General features: G+C 62.7%; 26 protein-coding genes. 17 read left to right on the top strand and 9 right to left on the bottom strand.

Annotated elements, in window-relative coordinates:
• Nucleotides 1-87 precede the first annotated feature (87 nt).
• The gene (locus tag C7441_RS11240; RefSeq protein WP_109613081.1) at nucleotides 88-603 is read left to right on the top strand and encodes an RrF2 family transcriptional regulator; all 516 of its coding nucleotides are present in this window, start codon (nucleotides 88-90) and stop codon (nucleotides 601-603) included.
• A 15-nt stretch (nucleotides 604-618) separates the two neighbouring features.
• The gene (locus C7441_RS11245; protein ID WP_109612954.1) at nucleotides 619-1077 is read left to right on the top strand and encodes a carboxymuconolactone decarboxylase family protein; all 459 of its coding nucleotides are present in this window, start codon (nucleotides 619-621) and stop codon (nucleotides 1075-1077) included.
• A gap of 228 nt (nucleotides 1078-1305) precedes the next feature.
• Here the strand turns inward: C7441_RS11245 and C7441_RS11250 are convergent, their stop codons facing one another.
• Nucleotides 1306-1614, bottom strand: a complete 309-nt coding sequence (locus C7441_RS11250; protein ID WP_109613082.1) for an EthD family reductase — start codon at nucleotides 1612-1614, stop codon at nucleotides 1306-1308.
• Nucleotides 1615-1748: 134 nt separating this feature from the next.
• Nucleotides 1749-2390, bottom strand: coding sequence for a TetR family transcriptional regulator C-terminal domain-containing protein (locus tag C7441_RS11255; protein ID WP_019171451.1), 642 nt, complete (start codon nucleotides 2388-2390; stop codon nucleotides 1749-1751).
• A 234-nt stretch (nucleotides 2391-2624) separates the two neighbouring features.
• Here C7441_RS11255 and aptA point away from each other — a divergent pair, with 234 nt between their 5' ends.
• From aptA to C7441_RS11290, 7 genes are all read left to right on the top strand, one after another.
• Nucleotides 2625-3953 (top strand): omega-aminotransferase AptA, encoded by a 1329-nt coding sequence (gene aptA / locus C7441_RS11260; protein ID WP_019171452.1) that lies wholly within the window; start codon nucleotides 2625-2627, stop codon nucleotides 3951-3953.
• A gap of 141 nt (nucleotides 3954-4094) precedes the next feature.
• Nucleotides 4095-5345 carry a Zn-dependent hydrolase gene (locus C7441_RS11265; protein WP_109612955.1) on the top strand — a complete coding sequence of 417 codons (1251 nt, stop codon included), beginning with the start codon at nucleotides 4095-4097 and terminating at the stop codon, nucleotides 5343-5345.
• 397 nt (nucleotides 5346-5742) lie between these two features.
• Complete coding sequence (locus C7441_RS11270; protein ID WP_019171454.1) at nucleotides 5743-6534, top strand: ABC transporter ATP-binding protein; 792 nt, start codon at nucleotides 5743-5745, stop codon at nucleotides 6532-6534.
• Nucleotides 6535-6564: 30 nt separating this feature from the next.
• Nucleotides 6565-7500, top strand: coding sequence for an ABC transporter permease (locus tag C7441_RS11275; protein WP_244916122.1), 936 nt, complete (start codon nucleotides 6565-6567; stop codon nucleotides 7498-7500).
• Nucleotides 7497-8624, top strand: coding sequence for an ABC transporter permease (locus C7441_RS11280; protein WP_109612956.1), 1128 nt, complete (start codon nucleotides 7497-7499; stop codon nucleotides 8622-8624). Before C7441_RS11275 ends, C7441_RS11280 begins: the two co-directional genes overlap by 4 nt.
• Nucleotides 8625-8647: 23 nt before the next feature.
• A complete protein-coding gene (locus tag C7441_RS11285; protein WP_109612957.1) occupies nucleotides 8648-9616 on the top strand; it encodes an ABC transporter substrate-binding protein in 969 nt (322 codons plus the stop codon).
• Nucleotides 9617-9801: 185 nt separating this feature from the next.
• Nucleotides 9802-10245: a CHRD domain-containing protein gene (locus C7441_RS11290; RefSeq protein ID WP_109612958.1), complete on the top strand. Its 444-nt coding sequence runs from the start codon at nucleotides 9802-9804 to the stop codon at nucleotides 10243-10245.
• A gap of 75 nt (nucleotides 10246-10320) precedes the next feature.
• On the opposite strand, the gene C7441_RS11295 is transcribed toward C7441_RS11290, so the two are convergent.
• The 3 genes from C7441_RS11295 to C7441_RS11305 all read right to left on the bottom strand — a co-directional run bounded on the left by C7441_RS11295 (nucleotide 10321) and on the right by C7441_RS11305 (nucleotide 14166).
• Entirely contained in the window at nucleotides 10321-11970 is a 1650-nt protein-coding gene (locus C7441_RS11295) for a thiamine pyrophosphate-binding protein (protein WP_109612959.1), read from the bottom strand.
• Nucleotides 11967-13142 carry a CaiB/BaiF CoA transferase family protein gene (locus C7441_RS11300; protein ID WP_109612960.1) on the bottom strand — a complete coding sequence of 392 codons (1176 nt, stop codon included), beginning with the start codon at nucleotides 13140-13142 and terminating at the stop codon, nucleotides 11967-11969. Before C7441_RS11300 ends, C7441_RS11295 begins: the two co-directional genes overlap by 4 nt.
• 85 nt (nucleotides 13143-13227) lie before the next feature.
• Entirely contained in the window at nucleotides 13228-14166 is a 939-nt protein-coding gene (locus C7441_RS11305) for an alpha/beta fold hydrolase (RefSeq protein ID WP_170125090.1), read from the bottom strand.
• Nucleotides 14167-14366: 200 nt separating this feature from the next.
• Here C7441_RS11305 and C7441_RS11310 point away from each other — a divergent pair, with 200 nt between their 5' ends.
• From C7441_RS11310 to C7441_RS24595, 3 genes are all read left to right on the top strand, one after another.
• The gene (locus C7441_RS11310) at nucleotides 14367-15293 is read left to right on the top strand and encodes an ABC transporter ATP-binding protein (RefSeq protein WP_109612962.1); all 927 of its coding nucleotides are present in this window, start codon (nucleotides 14367-14369) and stop codon (nucleotides 15291-15293) included.
• Complete coding sequence (locus C7441_RS11315) at nucleotides 15290-16051, top strand: ABC transporter permease (RefSeq protein ID WP_019171463.1); 762 nt, start codon at nucleotides 15290-15292, stop codon at nucleotides 16049-16051. The genes C7441_RS11310 and C7441_RS11315 overlap by 4 nt, the downstream gene beginning before the upstream one ends.
• Nucleotides 16052-16263: 212 nt before the next feature.
• Nucleotides 16264-16524: a GCG_CRPN prefix-to-repeats domain-containing protein gene (locus C7441_RS24595; protein ID WP_425326582.1), complete on the top strand. Its 261-nt coding sequence runs from the start codon at nucleotides 16264-16266 to the stop codon at nucleotides 16522-16524.
• 79 nt (nucleotides 16525-16603) lie between these two features.
• Here C7441_RS24595 and C7441_RS11320 read toward each other — a convergent pair whose 3' ends face one another.
• Nucleotides 16604-17785 (bottom strand): tlde1 domain-containing protein, encoded by a 1182-nt coding sequence (locus C7441_RS11320; protein ID WP_109612963.1) that lies wholly within the window; start codon nucleotides 17783-17785, stop codon nucleotides 16604-16606.
• Here C7441_RS11320 and C7441_RS24050 point away from each other — a divergent pair.
• The 5 genes from C7441_RS24050 to C7441_RS11340 all read left to right on the top strand — a co-directional run bounded on the left by C7441_RS24050 (nucleotide 17784) and on the right by C7441_RS11340 (nucleotide 22942).
• Nucleotides 17784-17924, top strand: coding sequence for a hypothetical protein (locus C7441_RS24050; RefSeq protein WP_019171465.1), 141 nt, complete (start codon nucleotides 17784-17786; stop codon nucleotides 17922-17924). The two genes, C7441_RS11320 and C7441_RS24050, sit on opposite strands and share 2 nt — an antisense overlap.
• Nucleotides 17925-18293: 369 nt before the next feature.
• Nucleotides 18294-19943: an energy-dependent translational throttle protein EttA gene (gene ettA, locus C7441_RS11325; RefSeq protein WP_026060240.1), complete on the top strand. Its 1650-nt coding sequence runs from the start codon at nucleotides 18294-18296 to the stop codon at nucleotides 19941-19943.
• Between the two features lie 76 nt (nucleotides 19944-20019).
• Entirely contained in the window at nucleotides 20020-20787 is a 768-nt protein-coding gene (tam, locus tag C7441_RS11330; RefSeq protein ID WP_109612964.1) for a trans-aconitate 2-methyltransferase, read from the top strand.
• Between the two features lie 125 nt (nucleotides 20788-20912).
• A complete protein-coding gene (locus C7441_RS11335) occupies nucleotides 20913-22034 on the top strand; it encodes a beta-ketoacyl-ACP synthase III (protein ID WP_019171468.1) in 1122 nt (373 codons plus the stop codon).
• Between the two features lie 293 nt (nucleotides 22035-22327).
• Nucleotides 22328-22942, top strand: coding sequence for an MOSC domain-containing protein (locus C7441_RS11340; RefSeq protein ID WP_109612965.1), 615 nt, complete (start codon nucleotides 22328-22330; stop codon nucleotides 22940-22942).
• Nucleotides 22943-22954: 12 nt separating this feature from the next.
• Here C7441_RS11340 and C7441_RS11345 read toward each other — a convergent pair whose 3' ends face one another.
• From C7441_RS11345 to tsaA, 3 genes are all read right to left on the bottom strand, one after another.
• The gene (locus C7441_RS11345) at nucleotides 22955-23902 is read right to left on the bottom strand and encodes an aminotransferase class IV (RefSeq protein ID WP_109613084.1); all 948 of its coding nucleotides are present in this window, start codon (nucleotides 23900-23902) and stop codon (nucleotides 22955-22957) included.
• A gap of 100 nt (nucleotides 23903-24002) precedes the next feature.
• Entirely contained in the window at nucleotides 24003-24320 is a 318-nt protein-coding gene (locus C7441_RS11350) for a DUF2293 domain-containing protein (RefSeq protein ID WP_109612966.1), read from the bottom strand.
• The gene (tsaA, locus tag C7441_RS11355; protein WP_244916123.1) at nucleotides 24317-24835 is read right to left on the bottom strand and encodes a tRNA (N6-threonylcarbamoyladenosine(37)-N6)-methyltransferase TrmO; all 519 of its coding nucleotides are present in this window, start codon (nucleotides 24833-24835) and stop codon (nucleotides 24317-24319) included. Before tsaA ends, C7441_RS11350 begins: the two co-directional genes overlap by 4 nt.
• Between the last annotated feature and the right edge of the window lie 77 nt (nucleotides 24836-24912).

Raw genomic sequence — 24912 nt, forward strand, 5'->3', positions numbered from 1 at the left:
CATGCCCCAAGGGTAACGCCGATATTTTTATATTGACGATAAATAATATCGAAGATAGAAAATATCCATGAATTGGAGGTGCTGGATGTGAGGCTGAGCGAAGGTGTCGAGGCTGCGATCCATTGTGCGGCAACGCTGGCCGGCGTGGATGGGGGGGCGACCATGCCGGGCTCGGCGCTGGCCGAGCAGTTCGGTGTTTCGCCAAGCTATCTGCTCAAGCATCTCAACGCGTTGACGGCGGCCCGCATATTGGAATCACTGCCCGGACCTGCCGGAGGCTATAGACTGGCGCGCCCGGCCGAGCGGATTTCGTTGCTGGATATCGTGCTGGCCGTCGAAGGTCCTCAACCTGCCTTCCGCTGCGGCGAAATTCGCCAGGGCGGCCCGGTAAAACTGCCGGCATCAGCTTATGCCAAGCCGTGCGGCATCAATGCCGCCATGCTGCGGGCGGAGCGGGCCTACCGGGCCGCGCTCGCCGCCGAGAAACTGTCCGACATCGTCTCGGAATATCTGACGGATGCCGACCCGCGCTCGGTGGCGGCAAGCTGCGCCTTCATTGCGCAGCGCCAGCGTCCGCAGAAACCACCTTCCACCAAGCGATAGAAAGAGGAAAGCACCGTGAAGCCAAGACTGAACTTTTTCAACGCTGCTCCGGATTTGATGAAAGAGGTGCGTGAACTGAACCAGGCCGTGGAGGAAAGCGGGCTCGAAAGAAGCCTGCTGCATCTGATCAAACTGCGCGCTTCGCAGATCAATGGGTGTTCCTTCTGCGTCGATATGCACAGTCGCGAGGCGCGTCAGGACGGTGAGACGGAACAGCGGCTTTATCTCGTCGCGGCCTGGAAGGAATCGCCCCTGTCTTCCGGGCGGGAACGGGCCGCTTTCGCCTGGACCGAGGCGGTGACACTGATTTCCAGCGGCGGCGTTTCCGACGAACTGTACGAAAAGACGCTCGAGCATTTCTCCGCGGAGGAATTGGTCAAACTCACCGTGGCGGTGAGCATGATCAACACCTGGAATCGGCTGTGCGTGTCATTCCACGCCATTCACCCGGTCGAGAAGGCCAGGGCGGCATAATCCGGCCGCCCGGTATCGCTGGGCGCGAGCGCTTGCCATTTCGGGCGGGCGCTTCGCGCCCGCCGGCCCGTCCTAGCGCATCCGTCCCTTTACCCCGCGCAAGACGCGTATCCGCTTCGAGACGCCGGATGAAGTCTATGTCGCCTATCCGCAGATCGACGGCATCGCCACCATCCAGCAGATTGCCTACGGCTGAATGGATTCAATAATGGTGCCACAGGCTGCAGTTCAGGCCTCTTTGGCCTCGAAGAAGAAGAGATCTGCGCCGCCATCGGCGAAATTGGCGATGTCGCCTGCCGCCGCCTGACCCTCGGGAGAGGCCAGCGCCGTTTCCAGCGCGGCCAGAGACGCGAATTCGATCACCGCGATGAGGTGGTGCGGGGCCGGGCCGGCCGGGGTTGCTACCGTGCCGTCATTCACCTCGTATTTCATGACGCCCGGTATCTTTTTGGCTAGCGGAACATGGGTGGAAAAATAGTAACGGTCGAATGCCGCTGGGTCCTTCGGCGTCCTGTACATCACGATCAGCTTCGCCATCGAGCTTTCCTCCATCTCCTGCACGGCTTTGCGAGCAGGCCAATGTGGGGCTGCCGCCGATGCGGGAGTTCCGGCAGAATGATCGATGCCCTGAATTCTGGATAGCCGGACGATAGTCCTGTATCGGCAGCGGTTCAGTCCGTATGCGGTTTCAACCCGTGCACGAACAATTGCTCGAGGAAGCGGGAGGCGTCATCGAAACGGTCGTCGCCGCTGCGATCGGGGCCGAGCACGGCGCGCACCTGCACGTCGAAATCGGCATAGTGCTGGGTGGTCGCCCATATCGAGAAGATCAGATGCCAGGGATCGGTTCTGACGATCTTGCCGGCGCGCATCCAGCCTTTGATGATCTCGGCTTTCTCGTCGCAAAGCGCCTTCAGCTCGCCCTCCAGAAGCGGCATGATGCGCGGCGCGCCCTGCAGGATCTCATTGGCGAACAGCCGGCTTTCGCGCGGGTAATCGCGCGCCATTTCCAGCTTTCGGTGAATGTAATCGCGAATCTCGGCAATCGGGTCGCCGCTGTCGTCCAGTTCGCGCAGCGGCGCCAGCCACGTCGTCAGCAGGCGCTGCATCAGCGTGGTGTAGATGTCTTCCTTGTGCCTGAAATAATAGAGCAGGTTCGGCTTCGACATGCCCGCCGTGTCGGCGATCTGGTCGATGGTAGAACCACGAAAGCCGTGAATGGAAAACACCTCCAGCGCGGCCTCCAGAATGAGCTCGCGCTTCTCCTGCTGGATGCGCGTGCGGCGCTGCGGAGCGGTGCTTTGCGATCTCATGAGGACCTCTTGGGCAGGCGAAGGGACGAAAGGTTGTGGACCAATCCGCTGGACCAGTTTCTCCCGGTCGGTGGAACGCGATTTGGCGCGGGCATATCGGCTAGTATTCCCTTGACCGCCAGCTTGGCGGTGCTAACGTTTGTCCAATCGGTCAAAAATTGCGTAACATAGAAGTACCGCAAAGACCAAGCGTTGGCCGCAACGAAACAGGGGACCCAAAAGGAAAGCTTGGTTATGTCCAATAGAAAGAACATCGCGCCGAACGATCTCAGCGCATTCTGGATGCCCTTTACGGCGAACCGCCAGTTCAAGCAGGCGCCGCGCATGCTCGTCGGTGCGAAGGACATGCACTACACGGCAAGCGACGGCCGCAAGATCCTTGACGGCACCGCCGGCCTCTGGTGCGTGAACGCCGGCCACTGCCGCCCCAAGATCACGGAGGCGATCCAGAGCCAGGCCGCCGAGCTCGACTATGCGCCGGCCTTCCAGATGGGCCACCCGATCGTGTTCGAACTGGCGAATCGCCTGGTCGACATCGCGCCTGCGGGCATGGACCATGTCTTCTTCACCAATTCCGGATCGGAATCGGTCGACACCGCGCTCAAGATGGCGCTGGCCTATCAGCGCGTGAAGGGCGAAGGTGCGCGTACCCGTCTCATCGGTCGCGAGCGCGGCTATCACGGCGTCAATTTCGGCGGCATCTCGGTGGGTGGCATCGTCTCCAACCGCAAGATGTTCGGCACGCTGCTCACCGGCGTCGACCATATGCCGCATACGCATCTGCCGGCGAAGAACGCTTTCACCAAGGGCGAGCCGGAACACGGCGCGGACCTGGCCGACGAGCTGGAGCGCATCGTGGCGCTGCATGACGCATCCACCATCGCCGCCGTCATCGTCGAGCCGGTCGCCGGTTCCACCGGCGTGCTGATTCCGCCGAAGGGCTATCTGCAGCGCCTGCGCCAGATCTGCGACAAGCATGGCATCCTGCTGATCTTCGACGAGGTCATCACTGGTTTCGGCCGTCTCGGAACGCCGTTTGCCGCCGATTATTTCGGCGTCATCCCCGATATCATGACCACTGCCAAGGGCGTCTCGAATGGCGTCATCCCGATGGGCGCGGTGTTTGTGAAGAAGGAGATCCACGACGCCTTCATGAACGGCCCCGAGCATTTGATCGAGTTCTTCCACGGCTACACCTATTCGGGCAATCCGATTGCCTCGGCTGCGGCGCTCGGCACGCTCGACACCTACAAGGAAGAGGGCCTGCTGACGCGCGGCGCCGAACTCGCTCCTTACTGGGAGGAGGCGCTGCATTCGCTCAAGGGCGAGCCGCATGTCATCGACATCCGCAACATCGGCCTCGTCGGCGCGATCGAGCTGGAATCGATCCCCGGCAGCCCGAGCAAGCGCGCGTTCTCGGCCTTCGTGAAGGCCTTCGAGCGCGGCGCCCTTATCCGTACCACCGGCGACATCATCGCGCTGTCGCCGCCGCTCATCATCACCAAGGGGCAGATCGATGAACTCATCGATCATGTCCGCGAAGTGCTGAACATGATCGACTGAGACCGAACATGCCGGGAGGCCGAAAAGCCTCCCGGCTTTTTCAAGGCACGATCCCGAAAGCTGCAGATTTCGGACAAGATCATGCTCAAAAAACAAAGCCTGGAGCATCGGCTCCAGTGTGCAGACTGAGGGAAAACGGGAATGGCGGCGCCAGGCGAAAATCTGCGAATCAATTCAGAGCGTTTGTGGGATTCGCTGATGGAAATGGCGAAGATAGGGCCGGGCATTGCCGGCGGTAACAACCGCCAGACGCTGACCGATTTCGACGGCGAGGGCCGGCATCTCTTCAAGAAATGGTGTGATGAAGCGGGCCTTGAGATGGGCGTGGACCAGATGGGCACGATGTTTGCCCGTCGTGAGGGCACCGACCCCGGCGCCTTGCCGGTCTATGTCGGCAGCCATCTCGATACCCAGCCCACCGGCGGCAAGTTCGACGGCGTGCTCGGCGTGCTCGGCGGACTGGAAGTCATCCGCACACTGAACGATCTCGGCATCAAGACAAAGCATCCCATCGTCGTCACCAACTGGACGAACGAAGAGGGCACGCGCTTTGCCCCGGCCATGCTCGCCTCGGGCGTTTTTGCCGGCGTGCATGAGCAGGATTGGGCCTATGCGCGCCAAGACGCCGAGGGCAAGCGCTTCGGCGACGAACTCGCCCGCATCGGCTGGAAGGGCGAGGAGAAGGTCGGCGCGCGCAAGATGAAGGCTTTCTTCGAGCTTCATATCGAGCAGGGGCCGATCCTCGAGGACGAGGATATCGACATCGGCGTCGTCACCCATGGTCAGGGCCTGAAATGGCTGCAGGTGACGCTGACCGGCAAGGAAAGCCATACCGGCTCCACGCCCATGCCCAAGCGGCGCAATGCCGGGCTCGGCATGGCACGCGTGACCGAACTGGTGCATGAGGTGGCGATGGACTACCAGCCGCACGCGGTCGGTGCGATCGGCCATATGGAAGTCTATCCGAATTCGCGCAACATCATCGCCGGCCGCACTGTGTTTACCGTCGACATCCGCTCGCCCGACAAGGAAGTGCTGGATGAGATGGATGCGCGCATTCGCGACGGTATCGCCACCATCTGCGAGGCACTCGATATCTCCTTTGAGATCGAGCAGGTCGGCCATTTTGATCCGATCACCTTCGATGAAGGTTGCGTGAAAGCTATCCGCGACGCAGCCGACCGGCTGGGCTATACGCATCGCAACATCGTTTCGGGCGCGGGCCACGATGCCTGCTGGATCAATCGCGTCGCGCCGACGGCCATGGTCATGTGTCCGTGCGTCGATGGGCTCAGCCACAACGAAGCCGAGGAAATCTATCCGGAATGGGCTGCCGCGGGCTGCGGCGTGCTATTCCATGCCGTGGTCGACACGGCCGAAATCGTGGAGTAACACCACGTATGAAAATGGGCCGACGCGCTCGCCAAGAAGCGCGCGGCCTGCCAAGGGGAACATGGGAGAATGAGGAGCATTTTCACACACGGCAGATAGAACCGGTCGCCATGCAGCGGCTGTGAGGCCGCATGCGCAACGATCCGGTTTGCCAGATCGGCGCGTCCGCATGGATACGTGACGATCCGGCGTTTGAACGGGTATCGGTTGTTCCGAAAGGGGATTCGTCTCCGGCCCGATGCCCGCGCGGAGCGGAGAACACGCTTCCGCGACCAGATTGCGAGATAGAGTCAGGAGACGGGCGCAAGCCTTTGTTCACCTTGCTGTTTCGTGCACGCACAGTCTGCCGACCCCAAACACGCTTTGATCGATCAACGGAAATTGGAAAGCCAGCAGCTTGCAGCCAGCAGTCAGCAATACCGTCATCGAAGCCAGTAAGCTCGGGCTTACGTTCCAGACCAACGACGGACCCGTCAGGGCGCTTTCGGATGTCGACCTTTCAGTCGGCAAGGGCGAGTTCGTCTCTTTCATCGGCCCGTCCGGATGCGGCAAGACCACCTTCTTGCGGGTGATCGCCGATCTCGAGCAGCCGACCTCGGGCATGATCTCCATCAACGGCATGACGCCGCAGCAGGCGCGCGAGGCACGCGCCTATGGCTATGTGTTCCAGGCGGCGGCGCTGTTTCCATGGCGCACCATCGAGAACAATGTCGCGCTGCCGCTTGAGATCATGGGCGTAGGCCGCGACGAGCAGAAGGCGCGCATCAAGCGCACGCTCGACCTCGTCAATCTTTCGGGCTTCGAGAAGAAGTATCCGTGGCAGCTTTCGGGTGGCATGCAGCAACGTGCATCCATCGCGCGCGCGCTCGCCTTTGACGCCGACCTGCTCCTGATGGACGAGCCCTTCGGCGCGCTCGATGAGATCGTGCGCGACCATCTCAACGAGCAGCTTCTGAAGCTCTGGGCGCAGACCGACAAGACGATCTGCTTCGTCACCCACTCCATCCCGGAGGCGGTCTATCTGTCGACACGCATCGTGGTCATGTCGCCGCGTCCCGGCCGCGTGACGGACGTGATCGAATCCACCCTGCCACGCGAGCGCCCGCTCGACATCCGTGAATCGCCCGAATTCCTGGCAATCGCCGCTCGCGTACGCGACGGCCTGCGCGCGGGGCACAGCTATGATTGAACGGGGTTCTCCAATTGATGGGGGCGGGGAATGACCATGGCCTCCAGCACCCTTGCGCAATCTCCAGTAAAACAGGACGGCATTTTTTCGCGCATCGCCTCCGGCAGCCTGTTTCCGGTGCTGTCGATCCTCGCGGTGCTGGTCGCGCTCTGGTACGTCTTTGCGGTCGTTCTTAACGCACCGTTCCAGCGCGATCTCGATCGGCGCGCGGGCGAAGCACCGGGCTTTGTGGAATTCGTCGGCAAGACCTTGTCGCAACCCAAGCCGACGCTGCCGGCGCCGCATCAGGTGGCATCGAATTTTTTCGAAAACACCTTCATGCGCAAGATCACCAGCAATCGCAGCCTCGTCTATCATGCATGGGTGACGCTTTCGTCCACGCTGCTCGGCTTTGCCTTTGGTACGGCGCTTGGCATTCTGATCGCCGTGGGCATCGTGCATTTCGTAGCGCTGGACCGAAGCCTGATGCCGTGGATCATCGCGTCACAGACCATTCCCATCCTGGCAATCGCCCCGATGGTTGTGGTGGTCTTCGCGGCCATCGGCATCACCGGCCTTGTGCCGAAGGCGCTGATCTCGACTTATCTGTCGTTCTTCCCTGTCGCGGTCGGCATGGTGAAGGGCCTGCGCTCGCCCGAAATCCTCTATCTCGACCTGATGCATACCTATAATGCCAGCGCCGCGCAGACCCTCTGGAAGCTGCGTGTGCCGGCTTCCGTGCCGTATCTGTTCGCCTCGATGAAGGTGGCCGTGGCGGCAAGTCTCGTCGGCGCCATCGTGGCCGAGTTGCCCACGGGCGCGGTCGCCGGCATCGGTGCCAAGCTGCTCGCCGGCTCCTATTACAGCCAGACCATCGACATCTGGTCGGCGCTGGTGGCCGGGTCGATCGTCGCTGTGCTTCTGGTCACTGCGGTGGGCGTCGTGGGGCACGTCGTCGAACGCTCCATGGGCGGGAGGCCGGCATGAGCACGTTCAAAATTTCATGGCAGGCGGCGTTGGCCATCGTTGTCTGCGCGATTGCCCTGGCCAGGCTGCCGATCGCCAGCGTCAACGATACGGCGATCTTCGCTCCGGGCGCGACGAGCGCGATCTTCGTGCTGATCGGCGGCGCGGCGCTTCTGTCGATGTTTCCGCTTTCCGCCATGCTTACCGCAGCCGTGCTGTTCATTGGGGCGCATGGCGCGGCATGGCTGCTGATTGCGGCGATCGCAGGCAGTGAAGGCGCGGCACATGCCTCTTTCTTCCTGCTCGTCGCCGCTGCCTGGCTGCTTGCCTGGCGCTGCGTTACCGTGCTTTCGGCGATACGCTCCAGCAACCGCTCGGCCGACACGTTGCTGCGGTTGCTGATCCCGACCATCTTCGGCGCGTGGATCCTGATCATCTGGGAGGCCATCACGCGCGGGGCCGGCATCCCCTTCGTGCTCCTGCCGCCGCCGACAGCGGTTGGCGCGCGCATCGCCAATTCGCTGCCGGTGCTGTGGGCCGACGTCAATCAGACGATCTTGCGCGCGGTGATCATCGGTTATGTCATCGGCTGCGGGGCGGGTTTCGTGGTCGCCATCCTTGCAGACCGGGTCGATTTTCTGCGGCGCGGGCTTCTGCCCATCGGCAATATGGTGTCGGCGCTGCCGATCATCGGCGTCGCCCCCATCATGGTGATGTGGTTCGGCTTCGACTGGCCTTCGAAGGCCGCGGTCGTCGTCATCATGACTTTCTTCCCGATGCTGGTGAACACCGTCGCGGGGCTCGCCGCCTCCAACCATATGGAGCGCGACCTGATGCGCACTTATGCGTCGGGTTACTGGCAGACGCTGTGGAAGCTGCGCCTGCCGGCGGCCGCGCCCTTCATCTTCAACGCGCTGAAGATCAACTCCACGCTGGCGCTTATCGGCGCGATCGTGGCCGAGTTCTTCGGCACGCCGGTGGTCGGCATGGGCTTTCGCATCTCCACCGAAGTCGGACGCATGAACATCGACATGGTGTGGGCCGAGATTGCGGTTGCGGCCATTGCGGGCTCGGTCTTCTATGGGGTGGTTGCCCTTGCGGAAAGGGCTGTCACGTTTTGGCATCCGTCTGTCCGTGGTGGGTAGGCGAACTTCAGAGGGTGAAAAGAATGAAGAAACTGATCGTTTCCATGCTAGCCGGCGCCATGTCGCTGGCGGCCGTCCAGGCGTGGGCGGCCGACAAGGTTACCCTGCAGTTGAAGTGGGTGGCTCAGGGCCAGTTCGGTGGCTACTTCGTCGCCAAGGACAAGGGCTTCTATGAGGAGGAAGGCCTCGACGTCGACATCAAGCCCGGCGGACCGGATATCGCGCCCGAGCAGGTGATCGCAGGTGGCGGCGCCGACGTGATCGTGACCTGGATGGCGGCCGCCCTGTCTGCGCGCGACAAGGGCGTTTCGCTGGTCAACATCGCCCAGCCCTATGCGAAGTCCGGCCTCGAACTGATCTGCCCGAAGGACGGTCCCGTGAAGACCGAAGCCGATTTCAAGGGCCATACGCTCGGTGTCTGGTTCTTCGGCAACGAATATCCGTTCTACGCCTGGATGCACAAACTGGGCTATTCCACCGAGGGCGGCGCGGACGGCGTGACCGTCCTGAAGCAGAGTTTTGATGTGCAGCCGCTGGTGCAGAAGCAGGCCGACTGCATCTCGGTCATGACCTACAACGAGTACTGGCAGGCGATTGATGCCGGCTTCAAGCCGGAGGACCTGATCGTCTTCAACTATTCCGACCTCGGCAACGACCTGCTCGAGGACGGCCTTTATGTGATGCAGGACAAACTCAGCGACCCGGCCTTCAAGGACAAGATGGTGCGCTTCGTGCGTGCTTCCATGAAGGGCTGGAAATATGCGGTCGAGCATCCTGACGAAGCAGCCGAAGCCGTCATGGATGCCGGCGGGCAGGACGAGAACCACCAGAAGCGCATGATGGGTGAGGTGGCCAAGCTGATTGGCGACGGCAAGTTGGACAAGGCGCTCTATGAGCGTACCGCCAAGGCGCTGCTCGACCAGAAGATCATCACCAAGGAGCCGGAAGGCGCCTACACCACCGAGATCACGGACGTAGCGATCTCGAACTGATGTAGTTGTCTCCGCGGGATGGAAGACGACTCTGGCGAGGCGAAACGGAAAGGCGGCCCCCGGCGGGCCGCCTTTTTTCATGCGGGTTCCCGCAACCTTCCGCAATCCATGCCGTTAAGGGTGCGTCCCCGGAAGCGCGAAGCGCGCGGATGCGACGTGCTGTCCGGCCAACCGGAGGCAATAATATGAAACTCTGCAAAAACTTCTCACCGCTGCTCGCGGGCCTGGCCCTGACAACGGCGCTGATGGTTTCGCCTGCATTAGCTGAAGTCGTGAAATTCAGCGCGACGCTCGACAGCGCTCAGGAGGTTCCGCCGACCGATAGTGCGGGCAAGGGCACGTTGAATGCCAGCTATGATACTGACAGCAAGAAGCTCGACTGGACGCTCGAATATTCCGAACTGACGGGCGATGCCACAGGCGCGCATTTCCACGGACCTGCCGGAACAGGCGAGAATGCCGATGTCGCCATACCGATCCCCGATGCGAAAAGCGGCTCCAAAGGCTCCGCGACACTGACGGACGAACAGGCCAAGGACCTGATGGACGGCAAGTATTACGTCAATGTGCACACCGCGAAATATGCCGATGGCGAAATACGCGGGCAGGTTGAGAAAACGGCTCAATGATTGAGTTCAGCCCGCCTTGGGTGCGGACCGAGTCGAACAAAGGGCGCTTGTCGGCGCCCTTTGTTTTTGGCTGTATCAGCGCTTTTCGCGGATGTCGGTCAGCGTGCGTGTTGGCGTGATCGCCTCGGGATCCAGCCTGATCTCGATGATCGCCGGCTTGCCGCTCGCCCTGGCGCGCTCGAAGGCAGGCGCGAAGGCATCGGTGGTCTCCACCGTTTCGCCATGGCCGCCATAGGCGCGGGCGAGGGCGGCGAAGTCGGGATTGCGCAGGTCGGTCGCCTCGACGCGGCCCGGATATTCGCGCTCCTGATGCATGCGGATGGTGCCGTAGATGCCGTTGTTCACCACGATCACGATGATCGGCAGGTCGTACTGCACGGCAGTGGCGAATTCCTGGCCGTTCATCATGAAGCAGCCGTCGCCGGCGAAGGCGACTACCGCGCGCCCAGGGAAGGTGGCCTTGGCCGCGACCGCCGCCGGCGTACCGTAACCCATGGAGCCGGAGGTCGGCGCGCCCTGCGTGGCATAGCGGCGGAAGCGGTGGAAGCGATGCACCCAGGTGGCGTAATTGCCCGCGCCATTGGTGAGGATGGCGTCTTCCGGCAGCACGCTTTCCAGATAGTCCATGATCGGACCCATCTGCACCGCGCCGGGGCCGGATTTCGGCGTCGTCGACCAGGCGAGATAGTCGGCATGGGCCTGTGCCGTCGCATCGGCCCATGCCGGGTTGCCGGCGGGCTTGCGGGCTGCGAAGGCCGCGGCGAAGGCCGCGGGCGAGGCGTTGATGGCGACCGTCGGGCGATAGACGCGGCCGAGCTCGCTCGAATCCGGATGGACATGCACCAGCGTCTGGTCCGGATAGGGACTTTTCATCAGCGTGTAGTCGGAGGACGGCATTTCGCCGAAGCGTCCGCCGACGAGCAGGACGAGATCGGCCTCCTTGATGCGGGCGGCGAGCTTCGGGTTGATGCCGATGCCCACATCGCCCGCATAGTTCGGGTGCAGGTGGTCGAACAGCATCTGGCGGCGAAAGGAGACACCAACCGGCAGCGACCAGTTTTCGGCGATCTTCTGGAAATCGGCCACCGCCTTCTCATTCCAGCGCGAGCCGCCGAGGATGGCAATGGGGCGGCTGGCGGCGCCCAGCAGCTTTTCCAGTTCGGCAAGTTCCGCCTCGCCCGGCTGCGTCTCGACCGGCCTGAAGGGCAGGGCGGCAGGCGCTTCCACTTCGCTGGTCAGCATGTCTTCGGGCAGCGAGATCACCACCGGGCCGGGGCGGCCCGAGGTGGCGACCGAAAAGGCGCGGGTGACGATCTCGGGAATACGGGCGGCATCGTCGATCTCGGTCGCCCACTTTGCGATTGGGCCGAAGAAGGCGCGGTAATCGACCTCCTGGAACGCCTCGCGTTCGCGGGCATGGCTGGCGACCTGGCCGATGAACATGATGAGCGGGATGGAATCCTGCCGCGCGATGTGGATGCCGGCCGAGGCATTGGTAGCGCCGGGGCCGCGCGTGACGAAGCAGATGCCGGGTTTGCCGGTGAGGCGGCCGGCGCAGTCGGCCATCATCGCGGCACCGCCTTCCTGGCGGCAGACGATGCTCTGGATTGGCGAGTCATGAAGTGCGTCGAGCACGGCGAGATAGGACTCGCCCGGCACGCAATACATGTGCTCGACGCCATTGGCCTCGAGCGCTTCGACGATCAGTTGGCCGCCGGTTTTCATGATCCCGTTTTCTCCAGTTCCCCGAGTATTTCTTCTGTGTGCTCGCCAAGACGCGGCGAGGGGCGCTCGTAAGTCAGCGGCGTTTCGGAAAGCACCATCGGTGCGCGTACCGAGGGCAGCTTGTTGCCGTGGCCATCGTCGAGATCGAGGCGCATACCGCGCGCGATCACCTGCGGGTCGGCGAAAGCCTGCCCGATATTGTTGATCGGGCTTGCCGGCACATGGGCCGCGTCGAGCGCATCCAGAAGCGGCTTGCGCTCGAAGGCGGCGAGGGCTGCCACGACCTTTTCGCGCAGGGTGGCACGGTTGGCCACGCGTGCGGCGTTGGTGGCATAGAGCGGATCGTCGGCCAGCCCATCGAGACCGATGACGGCGCAGAATTTGCGGAACTGCCCGTCATTGCCGACCGCGAGAATGAAATGCCCATCCTGCACCGGCAGCACCTCATAGGGCGCGATATTGGGGTGGGCATTGCCCATCTGCACGGGTGGCACGCCGGAAACGAGATAGTTCAGGTTCTGGTTGGCCAGCACCGAGATCTGCGCGTCGAATAGCGCCATGTCGATATGCTGGCCCTGGCCGGTGGCTTCGGCGTGGCGAAGCGCGGCCTGGATGGCGATGACCGAATAGAGGCCGGTAAAAATGTCGGTGACGGCAACGCCCACCTTCTGCGGCTCGCCGCCGGCCGGGCCGGTGATCGACATCAGCCCCGACATGCCCTGCACGATGAAGTCGTAGCCCGCGCGCGGCGCATAGGGGCCGGACTGGCCGAAGCCGGTGATCGAGCAGTAGACGAGCTTCGGGTTGATCGCACGCAGGCTTTCATAGTCGAGGCCGTATTTCTTCAGGCCGCCGAGCTTGAAGTTCTCGATCACCACGTCCGCCGTGGCGATGAGCTTCTTCACGGTTTCGGCCCCTTCGGGCGTCGAAAAGTCGATGGCGATGGAGCGTTTGCCGCGATTGCAGGAATGGTAATAGGCGGCCGAAAGGTTCTCGCCGTCATGGCCTTCCACGAAGGGCGGTCCCCACTTGCGGGTGTCGTCGCCGCCGTTCGGGTTCTCGACCTTGATAACGTCGGCGCCCAGGTCGGCCAGTTGCTGGCCCGCCCAGGGGCCTGCCAGGATGCGGGCAAGTTCGATGACGCGGATACCGTGAAGGGGAGGATTAGCCATGAAATCTACCGGGAAGCAATTGACACAGATGCTGTAGCAACAATCACCCGGCCATGTCACGGCCGATGCGGTGTGCCAGTCGCGATCAGGGATGTTTTGTCACCACCCAGTCGGCCCAGTCGGCGAAACGGGCCATGATGATGTCCCGATTCAACTCGTTCAGGCTTTCGTGGCGGGTTTCATCGTAAACCTTTGCAAACAGATTCGAAAAGCCCATCCGGTCGAGCCGCGCGGCAAGGTTGGTGACGGCCTTGCCGCCGTCCGTCGCCGGGTCCTCGGCGCCGCCGACCAGATGAAACGGCAGGTCGCGCGGCAGCGCGGCGAAGTCGTGGTCGGCGGCCGCATGAAAGATCATCTCGAAGATGTCCTGCCACATCGACACGGTCGCGTCCCAGCCGCAGAGCGGATCGGCGACATAGCGGTCGACTTCGTTTTCGTCACGCGACAGCCAGTCGAAGTCGGTGCGCCGCTGCGGCATCTTCCTTGCCCATGCCTGAAAGGTGAGTTTCGGCAGAAGGCGTGACGGCACGTCGGAGCCCATGCGAAAGCGCTCATAGGCAAGCAGGGCCTGCGCCAGTCGCCCCGGAAGACCGGCCGAGACATTCGCGTTCCAGATGGCTACTGCCTTCGCATCCTGCGGCCGACGCAGCATATGGTTGAGCGCGATGATGCCGCCCATCGAATGGCCGAAGACAATGACCGGAAGGTCCGGGTTCTCTTCGCGAATGCGCGTGTGAATGGCGGCAACGTCCTCCAGCACCAGCCTCGCGCCGTCGATGGCGCCGAACATGCCGCGGATCGTGCCGGGTGCGGTCGTGTAGCCGTGGCCGCGATGGTCGTGGGCGTAGGTGTGGAATCCGCGTGCGCTCATGAAATCGGCAAGGCGCGAATAGCGTCCGGCATGTTCCGCCAACCCATGATTTATCTGCAGAACGCCGCGCGGCCTTCCCTTGGCCTTGCGGCTGTAGAGATTGACTTGCGCGCCGGTCGGCGTCCGGAAAAACATCTGTCTGTCGAACGGCACCAGCTTCCCTCTGCCCCGGCGCCGACTCTTGCGGCGGAGAATGCGCGCGTCAAGAGGATGGCGGTGTCAGGAGCAGGCGGCCCCCGTCTTGTATGCCGCAGCCGAGCCCATATATTGCCAAGGCTTCCTCCACCCGACTGTCCTTTCGCGTTTTGATTTGCTGTAAACGCGTTCTCGCCAACCATAAAAAGCTTCTCGCCATGCAACCGGCCATCTCCGTTTCCAATCTATCGAAAACCTATGCGTCGGGTTTCACGGCGCTGAAGAGCATCGATCTCGAAATAAAGCACGGCGAGATTTTCGCGCTGCTTGGGCCAAATGGCGCGGGCAAGACGACGCTGATCAGCATTATCTGCGGCATCGTCAACCCGTCCTCCGGAACGGTGCTGGCCGAAGGGCATGACATCGTTAAGGACTATCGCGCGGCGCGCTCGCGCATCGGGCTGGTGCCGCAGGAACTGACGACCGACGCCTTCGAGACCGTCTGGGCGACCGTCAGCTTCAGCCGGGGGTTGTTCGGCAAGCCGGCCAATCCCGCCCATGTGGAAAAGGTGCTGAAGGACCTTTCGCTTTGGGACAAGAAGGACAACAAGATCATCACGCTGTCGGGCGGCATGAAGCGGCGTGTGATGATTGCCAAGGCGCTGTCGCACGAGCCGCAGATCCTGTTCCTCGATGAGCCGACCGCGGGTGTAGATGTCGAGCTTCGCCGTGACATGTGGGAGGTGGTGCGCCGCCTGCGTGAAACCGGCGTCACCATCATCCTGACCACGCATTACATCGAGGAAGCCGAGCAGATGGCCGACCGGGTCGGCGTCATCAGCCATGGCGAGATCATACTGGTGGAGGAGAAAGCGGAGCTGATGCGCAAGCTGGGCCGCAAGCAACTCACGCTTCAGCTCCAGAACCCGCTCGAAACCCTGCCGCCCGAACTGGCCAGCCAGGGGCTGGAACTGGCCGAGGGCGGCCACGAACTGGTCTATACCTACGATACCCAGGGCGAACGCACCGGCATCACCGGGCTGTTGAAGGACCTTAACGACGCCGGCATCCGCTTCCGCGACCTGCAGACCAAGCAGAGCTCGCTGGAAGAGATATTCGTCAATCTGGTGAGGAAGCAGCGATGAATTTTTATGCGATCCGCGCGATCTATCTGTTCGAGATGGCACGCACCTGGCGCACGCTCCTGCAAAGCATCGTCTCGCCGGTTATCTCCACCTCTCTCTACTTCGTGGTGTTCGGCGCGGCCATCGGCTCGCGCATCAGCGAAATCAATGGCGTGAGCTACGGCGCCTTCATCGTGCCGGGGCTGATCATGCTTTCGCTGCTGACGCAGAGCATCTCCAACGCCTCCTTCGGCATCTATTTCCCGAAATTCGTCGGCACGATCTATGAGCTGCTTTCGGCGCCGGTGTCCTATCTGGAGATCGTGGTCGCCTATGTCGGTGCCGCGGCGACGAAATCCACGCTGCTCGGCCTCATCATTCTGGCCACGGCCTCGCTGTTCGTCCCACTGCATATTGAGCATCCGGTCTGGATGGTGGCATTCCTGCTTCTGACGGCGATCACCTTCAGCCTGTTCGGCTTCATCATCGGCATCTGGGCCGGCAATTTCGAGCAGCTCCAGCTCGTGCCGCTGCTGGTCGTGACGCCGCTGACCTTCCTTGGCGGGGCCTTCTACTCCATCGATATGCTGCCGCCCCTCTGGCAGAAGGTGTCGCTCTTCAACCCGGTGGTTTATCTGGTCAGCGGCTTCCGCTGGAGCTTCTTCGGCATTTCGGACGTCAATATCGGCATCAGCCTCGGCATGACGCTGGTGTTCCTGGCGATCTGCCTCGTCACCATCTGGTGGATTTTCCGCACGGGCTGGCGCATCAAGGCGTGAGCTGCCGGTCCGCTTGCCCGTTCAGGCCACGTGCCGTCACCATCGGCAACAACACTTGATCCGCGCCTCAGGAACCGTTGCCCCCGCCTTTCCGTTTTGCTGGGGAAGGGATGATTGGGAGTATTCGCATGTTCCGGAAATTTCTTGTAGCTGCCGCGCTCATCGTGGGCGGCTTTGGCGCGGCATCGGGCTTTTCAACAAAAGCCGAAGCCATGCCTGCGGTTCAGCTTCCGGGTGAAAGCCTACCGATCATCAATGTTCGCGATGGTTGCGGGCGAGGCTGGCATCTGAACCGCTGGGGCAGGTGCGTGCCAAACCGCTGGCAGGCCAGACCCCACTATCGATACGGGTGGGGCCGCCCTCATTGGGAACATCAGTGGCGTCCCTATCGGGAGCACAGATGGCATCGGCCGCAGTATCGTGACGGCTGGCACCGAAAGCATCGGGACGACCGCAGATACCGGCGTGATTAGAGCGATCCAGGGCCAGATCCTGGCGCGACGCTGAAAAACAACCGCCGTCCCGCTCGGGACGGCGGGACGTTGGCGGCAGTCAGGTGCTGTTGCCGTTGGAAGCAAGCATGGTGCCGCGGCCGCCGCTCGGCACCACGATGATCTGCTTGACCTTGCCTTTCTTGAAGGCGTTCAGGAAGCGGTCATAGTCCTTGAAGGCGACGCAGCCATGCGATTCACCCGGCCTGCCGCGCAGCAGGTAACTGTGGGTGAGGAAGCCGTCCCGGCCATATTTGTTCTTGCCGTCGGCGGGCAGCATGCGGATCGCTTCGACGCCGTGGAAGCGCGATTCACGCATCTTGAGATTGTAGGTGTGCGGCGGCGTTGGTCCGTTCATCTTTACATTCGCGTAGCGCGGATTGTCGGCCATCTTGCCGACGCCGGAATGCGCCTCCAGCACACTGCCATCGGGCATATAGACCTTGGCGGCGCTGATGTCGTAGACGGCCACGCCATTGCCGGCCCTGGTGCCGCCGCCGAACAGGTTGCGCAGCGTCTGGCCAAGTCCGCCGCCGCCTCTTTTTTCAACCGGATCGTTGGGGCGCGCATAAGCGAGCGCTTGCGGCTTCTGTGTTTGGCGTTCCTCGGTGCGCGCCGGCTTTTCGGCCTGGCGGGCATCGGGCTTCGCCGTTTCACCATCGGGTCTTGCAGCCACATCGTTGCCGGCGCGAATTCCCGGCAGCGGAGCATCGGACGGCGTGTCCTCGAATGTGGGCAGCGCGATGATGCTCTCGCCGGTATCCTCGCCTTGCGATGCGGCGAGACCGTCTTCCGATTTCGGCGTCAGCAGGGCCGAGAGGGCGGCGCCTGCCGCACCCGGAGTGGGATCGGCATAGGCCAGCATGATCTGCGGTTGAACGGTGGAGATGGTGGGCAGCGATGCAAATCGTTCGGGCGTGGGCGCATGAGCCTTCGCGGTCAGATTGCGCGATTTCGCGGAACGATCGAACAGGGCGGCGAGTTTCGCTGATGTCAGATCGGCCTGCTTGACGATGGCGTCGAAGCGCGCCGTGGCGTCGGCGCGCGCATCGCCTCTGGCGACGGGATGGCGGGCGGCTTTCCCCGTGTCGGCAGCGAGGCTTGCGGTAACAACCGGCTGCGTGGTTTTGGCGATCAGCCGCGACTCCTTGCCGGCGGCGGGCTCAATCGACTGCCGCGCCTCCACATCCCTGGCGGCATAGAGCCGCGGTTTTGGCAGGAAATTGTCGGAACCGAGTGCCATGGAACTGCCCATCGCAACCATTCCGGCCATCGACCACGCTGCCGTGCCCGCAAAAGCGGTGCCGAAAGCAGTAATCAACAGCGGACGCAACAAGCGCCGCAAGGACTTTGCACAAAGGGTCGTACTCATCAACGCGTAATCAAACCGGCAATCCCGCACAGGTACTCAGGCCGACAAGCGACCGCAGATGCGTGACTTCCGATTGTCCCCATCTTGAACGAGTGATCGACAAAAAATGGACAAATATGGTTAAATTTTGCTTTCCGGAAACCTTGTTCTTTCTACGCGACTCTCATGCCGGAGAGGTTTCCGACGGCATCAAATCAAGACTGGCGGTAGAAATCAAGATTTCCCCGTAACCAGCCGGGACCGGCGCGAATGTTTGGGCACGTCTCGCCGACCCGTAAAAGGACGAGCCGAAAGCATTTGCCGTTTGAGCCAGTATCGCCTACATAGCGGCCAACCTGAAGAACCCAATCCACACAATCAATTCATGGGATAAGCGCGCGTGGCACGCCAATTCATTTATCACATGGCCGGGCTGTCCAAGGCCTATGGTGCCAAGAAAGTCCTCGAGAACATCCACCTTTCGTTCTATCCGGACGCCAAGATCGGTATCCTGGGCCCCAACGGCGCCGGTAAGTCGACGATCCTCAAGATCATGGCCGGCCTGGACAAGGAGTGGACCGGCGAAGCCTGGCTCGCGGAAGGCGCGACGGTCGGCTATCTCGCACAGGAGCCACATCTGGATTCGGAAAAGACCGTGTTCGAGAACGTCATGGACGGCGTGAAGAAGAAGACGGCCATCATCGAGCGCTACAACGAGCTGATGATGAACTACTCCGACGAAACGGCGGAGGAGTCTGCGCATCTGCAGGACGAGATGGACCGCCTGAACCTGTGGGATCTCGAACAGCAGGTCGAGATGGCCATGGACGCGCTGGCCTGCCCGCCCAAGGATGCGGATGTGACCAACCTGTCGGGCGGTGAACGCCGCCGCGTGGCGCTGTGCCGCCTGCTGCTGGAAGAGCCCGACCTGTTGCTGCTCGACGAGCCGACCAACCACCTCGACGCCGAGACCACGGCGTGGCTTGAAAAGCACCTGCGCGCCTACAAGGGCGCGGTGCTGCTCATCACCCACGACCGCTACTTCCTCGACAACGTCACCGGCTGGATTCTCGAACTCGACCGTGGCCGCGGCATTCCCTACGAGGGCAACTACACCGCCTATCTGGAAGCCAAGGCCAAGCGGCTCAAGCAGGAAGGTCGCGAGGACGACGCGCGCCAGCGCGCCATTTCCCGCGAGCGCGAGTGGATCGCGTCGAGCCCCAAGGCCCGCCAGACCAAGTCCAAGGCACGTATCAAGGCATTCGAGGAGCTGCTGGAGCAGGCCGACAGCCGTCGTCCGAGCGACACGCAGATCGTCATTCCGCATGGCGAACGCCTGGGCAATGTCGTCATCGAGGTCGAGAGCATCAACAAGGGCTTCGGCGACGAGCTGCTGATCGAGGACCTGTCGTTCAAGCTGCCGCCCGGCGGCATCGTCGGCGTCATCGGCCCGAACGGCGCCGGCAAGACCACGCTGTTCAAGATGATCACCGGCCAGGAGAAGCCCGATTCCGGCTCGATCCGCGTCGGCGAGACGGTCAAGCTCGGCTATGTCGACCAGAGCCGCGACGCGCTCGATCCGAACAAGACCGTCTGGGAAGAGATTTCCGGCGGCGCCGAAGTGGTCAAGCTCGGCAAATTCGAAGCCAATACACGCGCTTACTGCTCGTCGTTCAACTTCCGCGGCGGCGACCAGCAGCAGAAGGTGGGCAACCTCTCAGGCGGTCAGCGCAACCGCGTGCACCTGGCCAAGATGCTGAAGAACGGCGGCAACGTGCTGCTGCTCGACGAGCCGACCAACGACCTCGACACCGAGACGCTTGCCGCACTCGAAGACGCGCTGGAAAACTACGCCGGCTGCGCCGTCATCATCTCCCACGACCGTATGTTCCTCGACCGCCTGGCCACGCATATCCTGGCTTTCGAAGGCGACAGCCATGTCGAGTGGTTCGAAGGCAACTTCGAGGACTATGAGAAGGACAAGGTGCGCCGTCTCGGCCCCGATGCGCTGACCCCGCACCGGATGACCTATAAGCGGCTGACCCGCTGATCTGCTTCCACAAAACGCCCCGCCAGGCAACCGGCGGGGCGTTTTCACAGGATCGCCCCGCCGGAGGATTGCACCGATGAAAGACTGGTCGGCTTCGCAATATCTGAAATTCGAGGATGAGCGGACACGGCCCGCGCGCGACCTGCTCGCGCAGGTGCCGCTAGAAAACCCTCGCCACGTGGTGGACATCGGCTGCGGGCCGGGCAACTCGACCGAGCTTCTGGCGGCGCGGTGGCCGGAAGCAAAGGTGTCGGGCTTCGATACGTCGCCTGCCATGATCGAGGAGGCGCGCAAGCGGCTTCCCGGCGTGGATTTCCGGATCGCCGATGCCGAAAGCTGGTCGCCCGAAGAGCCGGTGGACGTCATTTTCGCCAACGCCGTCTTCCAGTGGCTGCCCAACCATCAGCGGGTGCTGGCGCGACTGCTTGGCCTGCTGCGGCCCGGCGGCTTTCTTGCCGTGCAGATGCCCGACAATATCGGCGAGCCGTCGCATGTGGCGATGCGCGAGACGGCGGCCGCAATGCCTTTCGCCGACAAGATCGCGAGCGCCGCGCGCAAGCCTCTGCCGCCGGTCGTGTCCTACTACGACCTGCTTGCGCCGCTGTCGGCGCGCGTCGATATCTGGCACACGATCTACAATCATCCGCTGGTCGATGCCGGGGCGATTGTGGAGTGGGTGAAGGGCACCGGCCTGAAACCTTTCATCGACCCGCTTGACGAAGACGAGCAGAAGGCCTTTCTTGCCGCCTACACCGGGCGCATCGCCGCCACATATCCGCCGGCGACGAATGGCAAGGTGTTGTTGCGCTTCCCGCGCCTCTTCATGGTGGCGCAGCGGAGGTAGGCGGCCTTGGCGCGGTTGGTTAAGCTGACGTAAACTGCTGCACGGCAACAGTGTTTTTGAATCGACGATCTTGAACGACGTGCGCGGAAAGATCGTCCAGGCCAGGCGCACGGGACAATCATCACATGCAACGCGTCATCATCAGCGGCATCGGCGTCGAAATTCCCGAGGCCAGCATCACCAATGAAGAGCTGGTTGCGAGCTACAACGCCTGGGTAGACGCGGAAAACGCGCAGCGCGCGCAGCGAGGCCAGGACCTGCTGGCCAAATCCGACGCCGATTTCATCGTCCATGCCTCGGGCATCAGGACACGCCATGTGGTCGAACGCGAAGGTATTCTCGACCCGACGCGCATGGCGCCGCGCATCCCTGAGCGGCCGGACGAGGAAGTGTCGGTGGAGGCGGAGTTCGGCATCGCCTCTGCCCGCAAGGCGCTGGCCCATGCGGGCGTGGAGCCGGCCGACGTGGACCTGATCATCTGTTCGGCTTCGCATCATCAGCGTCCCTATCCGGCGCTCGCCATCGAGATGCAGGAGGCCATGGGCACGCAGGGCGCGGGCTTCGACATGGGGCTCGGCTGCTCATCGGCTGCGGCCGGCCTGCATGTGGCGGTCAATCTGGTGCGCTCGGGCGCGCAGAAGCGCGTGCTGGTTTCGACCCCGGAGGTCATCACCGGTCATCTCAATTTCCGCGACCGCCAGACCCATTTCATCTTCGGCGACGCTTCCGCCTCGATGGTGGTGGAGGCGATCGGGGACGATGAGACGCGGCCGGGCTGTTTCGAGGTGCTGGACACGCGGCTGTGGACGCAGCTTTCCAGCAATATCCGTACCAATCTCGGCTATCTCACCCGCACGGCCCAGGCAGATCCCTACATGATCGACCTCGAAGGCAATATGATCAGGCAGGTCGGCAACAAGGTGTTCAAGGACGTCACCGTGGCCGGCCATCGCTTCATCGTCGGGTTCCTTGCCGAGCACGGGCAGACGCCGGACGACATCCGCCGCTTCTGGCTGCATCAGGCCAATGCGCGCATGAATGCGATGATCCTGAAACTGGCTTTCGGGCACGAGGTCGGCCACGACCGCGCGCCGATGGTGCTGGAGCGGCTGGGCAATACGGCCGGCGCCGGTGCGGTGATCGCCATGCAGGAAAACCACGCCGACATGAAGCCGGGCGACTATGGCCTGCTCTGCGCCTTCGGCGCGGGCTATTCCATCGGCGGCGCGCTGCTCAGGATGATGTAGGCGGCGGGCCGGGCGTCCGGGACAGCGATCGCATCTGGAATTCGACCCCCGGCTTGCTTCGCAAACCACCTCTCCCCTCAACGGGGGGAGAGGTGCCGAGCGAGGCAAGGCGGAGTGGGGTAGTTCGTGCCGTATACCGATTGCCATGCCCGCTTGCGACGCATGGCCGGGTGAGGGGACGTATTGGCGACACCCTTCGCCACCGATCACCTTCGCTCATCCACCGATCAGGCTTTTTGGCTGGACGCGGGGCCGGCATATCGGCATGTTCGCGGCACATGCAAGGAACACTCATGCTCGACCTCGACCTGCCGGAAAAAGACATCGAAATCCTGCCCGCCCGAAAGCTCGCCGCGCGGGTTGCAGGCGTCTACATCGCCGAAAACGACGACTTCGAGACGCATGCCTGCGATGCGCTGGAACTGGATTTCCGGGGCATCCTCAACGACTACCATGCCGGCTACACGCGCCGCTCCGGCGGGCGTGAGCCGTGGTATCCGCGTGGCACCGAAATGCGCAACGAGCGCCAGATCACCGTCATCGCGCCTGACGAGATGGCGAAGGTGGCGGCGCTCATGGGCATTGCGGAAGTCAGGCCGGAATGGATCGGTGCGAACATCCTGCTGGATGGCATTCCGCATCTGTCGATGCTGCCGTCAGGCACGCTGCTGTTCTTCAAGGGCGGGGTGACGCTGAAAGTGGATGCCCAGAACGGACCGTGCCGCATTGCCGGCCGCCGAATCGCCGAGCGCACGGGCATGCCCGACCTCGATGCGGGGGCGCTCCTGTTCCCGAAAGTGGCCAGGCGCCTGCGCGGTCTTGTCGTCTGGGTGGAAAAGCCGGGCCGCATCGAGAAGGGCGAAGACGTTTCCATCCGCGTGCCCGAACAGTGGATCTATGGCGCCTGAGGGCGGTAATTTTCAGCCATAGCTCACCGGCGACGACCATGCCGGCTCCTCGTGCTTTTGCCAGTAAAGGTCCTTCAGGCGGTTCGTAACGGGTCCGACCCTGCCGGCCGCCACTGGCCGGCCGTCGATCCTCGTTACCGGCATGATGCCGCCTGCCGTCGAGGTGATGAACACCTCGTCGGCTTCGCGCAGCGCCGTGACGGTAACGGTGCCCGCATTTGCCTCGATGCCCAGTTCCGCGCAGAGATCGAACACGGTGCGACGCGTGATGCCAGCCAGCACGCCCGTCGCAGGTGTCGTCAGCCTGCCGTCCCTGACCGCAAAGACGTTGAAGCCGGGGCCTTCGGCGACATTGCCGTCGAAGTCGAGCAGCAAAGCGGTTTCGGCATCCTTGTCATAGGCGTCGTAAAGACCGCGCACCAGATCAAGCCAATGATAGTTCTTGATGGCCGGATCGACCGATGCCGGCGGGATGCGTATGCGGTGGCTGATGGCCACGTGCAGGCCGCGCTCCAGCTGTTCGGCATTGGCCACCGAGCCGAACGGAATGGAGAAGGCCATGAAGCGGTTCACCGCATCGCGCGGGTCGCGGCTGAAGGTGGGCGAAGCGCCGCGCGTGCACAGCATTTCCACATAAGCCGACCGATGACCCGAGAGCGCCACGCAATCGTGCAGGATCTTTGCCACGGCGTCCCGATCGTAGGGAATGCTCATGCGCAGCCGCTCCAGCCCGCCGAAGAAGCGCTCGATATGCAGGTCCAGCCGGAAAAAACGGCCGTTCCACACATGCACGGTGTCGTAGGTCGCGTCCGAATGCAGGAAGCCGTAGTCCAGAACCGAAACCTTCGCTTGCGAAACCGGCACATACTGGCCGTCGAGATAGGCGACACCGTTGGGATAGGCGTGCGGGTCCACATGGTGGCTGGCGAGCGCGGGCAGTGAAGGCGTCTGCTTGTCCATTCCGTCCTCCTCTTCTGGGCTCGATGCTGTCGAGTGGAAACGGATCAGGCCATATTCCATCGGACGCGGACTATGAGGCCAGCAGGACGATAGCGAGGGATTATCCGTCCTCGTCATCCGCTTCGAGAAGCCGGGTCGCGCGCCAACCCGTCAGCACGGCATTGACCTGGTCGATGACGAAGAAGCGGGCGGAATCGCGATCGTAGCCTTCCTCCAGCAGCTTTTCGTAGTCGGTGTGCTGGTGGCGCACATGCGCGACGGTCGCCAGCCACACGGCAATCGTCGGCGGCAGCGTCTTCAGGTGCGGCGCGCCGGCATCGGCCCTTATGCGCTCGGTGTCGGCATAAGGCGCCATGGGCAGAAGCGCTGTCAGCGCCTTGGCGATGGCGCGTTGCCGGCCGGTGGACGCCTTCTTCATTTGGACCGTTCGAAGATGGCGTCGGGATAGGCATCGACATCGGGGATATAGGGCTTCAGGTCGATCACCGGCGTGCCGTCGAGCACGTCGATGGCGTCGAGCGCAAGCGTGCCGGCTTCCATGTCGAGCGTCAGCAGGCGCGCTATGTGCAGGCCGACCGGGTTCGGCCGGGCGGGGGAGCGAAGGGCGAAAACGCCTTTTGCGTCAGCGGCATGGCGCGGTTTCTGGACAATCAGATTCCGCGGCGCGTGCTGCAGCCAGGTCAGGATCACGACATGGCTGGCGCGGGCAAGCCCCAGCAGTCCGGGCCGATAGGCCGCACCGATTTCGATGGTTGCGCCGCCGCCTTTCGCGCGCGCGGCGCTCATGTTCTTGGGGCAATCCTCGCGTGCGGTCCAGGGCGAGCAGATGCGGCCGATGAACACGATATGGCCGTCGCCCGGCATGGCGGCCGGGTCTTCGGCAAGCGCCTTCTCGCCCTCGCGTTGCTCGAACATGCCCGTGCGTACTGTCATTCTGCTACCTCAGCGCCATATTCTGGTCCGCACGCGACGTTACCGGTTGCAAATCTACGAAACATCACATAAAGATA

The organism is Pseudaminobacter salicylatoxidans (genome assembly GCF_003148475.1).
GTDB classification, from domain to species: Bacteria; Pseudomonadota; Alphaproteobacteria; order Rhizobiales; family Rhizobiaceae; genus Pseudaminobacter; species Pseudaminobacter salicylatoxidans.